General features: G+C 58.9%; 2 protein-coding genes and 1 pseudogene. 1 reads left to right on the plus strand and 2 read right to left on the minus strand.

Annotated features, from left to right (window positions below):
• The first annotated feature begins 485 nt into the window (after nt 1-485).
• Nucleotides 486-1,706, plus strand: a complete 1,221-nt coding sequence (locus AWB81_RS41810) for a hypothetical protein (RefSeq protein WP_062644370.1) — start codon at nt 486-488, stop codon at nt 1,704-1,706.
• A gap of 2 nt (nt 1,707-1,708) precedes the next feature.
• On the opposite strand, the gene AWB81_RS41815 is transcribed toward AWB81_RS41810, so the two are convergent.
• Nucleotides 1,709-2,275 (minus strand): hypothetical protein, encoded by a 567-nt coding sequence (locus tag AWB81_RS41815; protein ID WP_144444367.1) that lies wholly within the window; start codon nt 2,273-2,275, stop codon nt 1,709-1,711.
• Between the two features lie 70 nt (nt 2,276-2,345).
• A pseudogene (locus tag AWB81_RS46230) lies at nt 2,346-2,684 on the minus strand (IS4-like element ISCku4 family transposase); the annotation flags it as partial.

The raw sequence follows: 2,684 nt of genomic DNA on the forward strand, positions 1-2,684 counted from the left end.
TTCCATCGATGCTCCATATCGGCAAAATGCCCACTCATTATAGGCGTTTTGCCATGCCGCGACAACCCGCGTCCAGCAACCTTACAAATGCGGGTTGCTGTCGACACGAAGTTGCCACTCCGCCGAGATAATTGGCTCGTAGCGGAGGGTGAGATTTTGCGAAACGGAGCTGACTCGGACGGGTGGTGTCCTGCGGATACCCAACAGGCAAGACCCGGCCACCTTCTGCCGCTCGGCTGACCCGTCGAGCGGTCATTCGAGCGGCCGGTCAACTCAGAGACCAGCCCCAGGCTCAACGCGAGAATTCGGTCCTTTAGGCGAATTCTCTCGCTGACACATCGTCAGTGATGGATCATCGTGCGCTGAATGGCGCGCTTTCGAGTCCCGACGAGAGGTAGGTATAATCAGCGGCGCGATCGAGCGTCCGAGCCAAGCCCCTGAGCGGACGCCGTTTGACCACACTCTCGCCCCACAGTCGAAACCTAATGACGAGACAAAACTCTGCCCCGCTACTTCTGGAGCCCGACTCCGACACCGCGGTCCGACTTGATCCCCTCAATAAATCCAGCGGCTACGGTGACGTTAGCGAAGCCGACATTCAGCATTACGTGCAGGCGCATCCCAGTTGCCTACCGATAACAGAAATCGATCCGATATTCGCCGGTCCTGTGCCGATTTGCACGGAACTCAACACACCCGCCGGCGCAATCGACAACTTCATGGTCACACCTTCCGGGCTGCCCGTACTCGTCGAATGCAAGTTGTGGCGCAATCCAGAGGCACGACGTGAAGTCGTTGGTCAGATTCTTGACTACGCAAAGGAACTGAGCCGTTGGTCCGCCGCCGATCTGCAACGCGCAGTGAGACAGCGCTTGAATCGCAAAGGTGACCCGTTGCTTGAGAGCGTACGCGCCGTCGATCCGACAGTCGAAGAAAGTCTCTTCAACGACGCCCTTACTCTCAACTTGCGGCGGGGGCGTTTCCTGCTCCTGATCGTCGGCGATGGCATACGTGAGGGCGTCGAGGCCCTGGTCGAATATCTGCAGGCGCACGCGGGCTTGCACTTCACGCTGGGCCTAGTTGAAATGCCAATTTACTTAATGCCGGGCGGTGGGCGTCTGATCGTTCCGCGTGTGCTGGCGCGCACAGCGGTCATTACGCGAACCGTAGTTGCCGTCCCAGAAGGCTTGGCGCTGGAAGACGGCCACGACAACGATGGCGATGAGAGTATCGACAAGGACCGTCTCGCCCTTACAGACGAACAGCAGAAGTTCTGGAAGGCATTCCTCGATGTTCTCAAGCTTGACGATCCCGAGCAGCCGATTCCAAAGCCCGCTCGTCAAGGGTATCTCGGCTTCATGTTACCCGCGCCGAGCGGAAGTTCATGGCTTACGGTGTACCGCGACCTGCGGCAAAACGAGGTCGGCGTCTTCCTGTCATCGCACCGGAACACGGCGGGCGAACGCGCAATGTTTGCCATCGCCGACGACTGGGACGATGTGAAGCAACAACTAGGCGGAAGCGCGGTGTTGGTCGAAAAGGATGGGCGGCCGCGAATCATCGAATGCCGCCCATTCGCCCCGTTGACTCAGCTGCAAGTGCGGCAAGTCGCTTTCCAATGGCTGGCCGAGCGTGTCAACGCTTTCGTAAATGTGTTGCGTCCACGCGTTCGATCCGCTGTAGGCGATGGTTTACCGGTCGATTGAAATCAGTCGCTAACCAACCCCACGGCACGAAGCGCAAATGCGAGCGAGGGCAACATGCGCCAGCGCCAGTGCGAATCCTCTTCAGTCGGGCGGATATCGCGGTCCATTCCGTCCGCCAGCGCGAACGTGTAAATCGGCGTGCCGTCGCCACGCTCAGGCAGCACTACGGGATGATGCTCGTGCAGCGCTTTGCCGAGGTTGCCATACTGAAGATTCGCGGCGCTAAAATTCGCATAGCCCGCGGCTTGCGCAAGTTCCGACGCACTCATCACTCGATCGGGAGCGCGATAGTGAGCTTGGAGCATTTGGATCTGCCCCGCGCTGAGTTTAGGAAGAATCGCTTGCAGCGCGCGAGCGTAAGCCTGCGCGCCGACGTCGCCATCACCCACCGCCGTTCCCGCTTCCGCATCGACCGCCCGCCTGGCGTTCTGCATCGCCGCCGATACGTCGACTCCTTCCACCTTGTGGACAGGCTTGCCGTCTCGCCATGCCCAGCATCTCGCACCTGCCGATCCCTGCTTCGCGACAAGCGTAAATCCTCGATACTCTCGCGTTTCGTCTGCGTTCACGGCTTCTCCAACTGTCATTGTTCAGGGTTCTAAGAAACTCAAGAGTGCCGAGTTCGGCACAGTCTTGGGGTTATGTGGCCAGTCGGAACATCTCGAAGGTGTCAGGGTCCTGCCTTTCGGCGATGAATTTCGCGAAGAAATTGGTTTTGGCGCTATTCACGAGAAATTCGGGCAGGCATTGTCGTAGTGCACTGGCGACAACCAACTCCGATGGAGGGATGCCGGGACGGATGGTGCGCAGCCAGGATCCAAAGGAACTCCAGACGAGTGAAGGGAATACCGCTGCCAGGTACTGAAGCAGTCCCTGGCAGACGATGCCAGCCTGAATGAAGACGTGATAGGCGTGGGTCTTGCGCTTGACGGCGTCGCGGTACTCGGGCGACTCGCGATGAAGGTATTGATCGCCGTT

Source organism: Caballeronia arationis (assembly GCF_001544975.2).
GTDB lineage: Bacteria > Pseudomonadota > Gammaproteobacteria > Burkholderiales > Burkholderiaceae > Caballeronia > Caballeronia arationis.

What these genes read in the sequence shown, in the direction of transcription:
- AWB81_RS41810 (WP_062644370.1), top strand. Translation starts at nt 486, where the DNA reads ATGACGAGACAAAACTCTGCCCCGCTACTTCTGGAGCCCGACTCCGAC.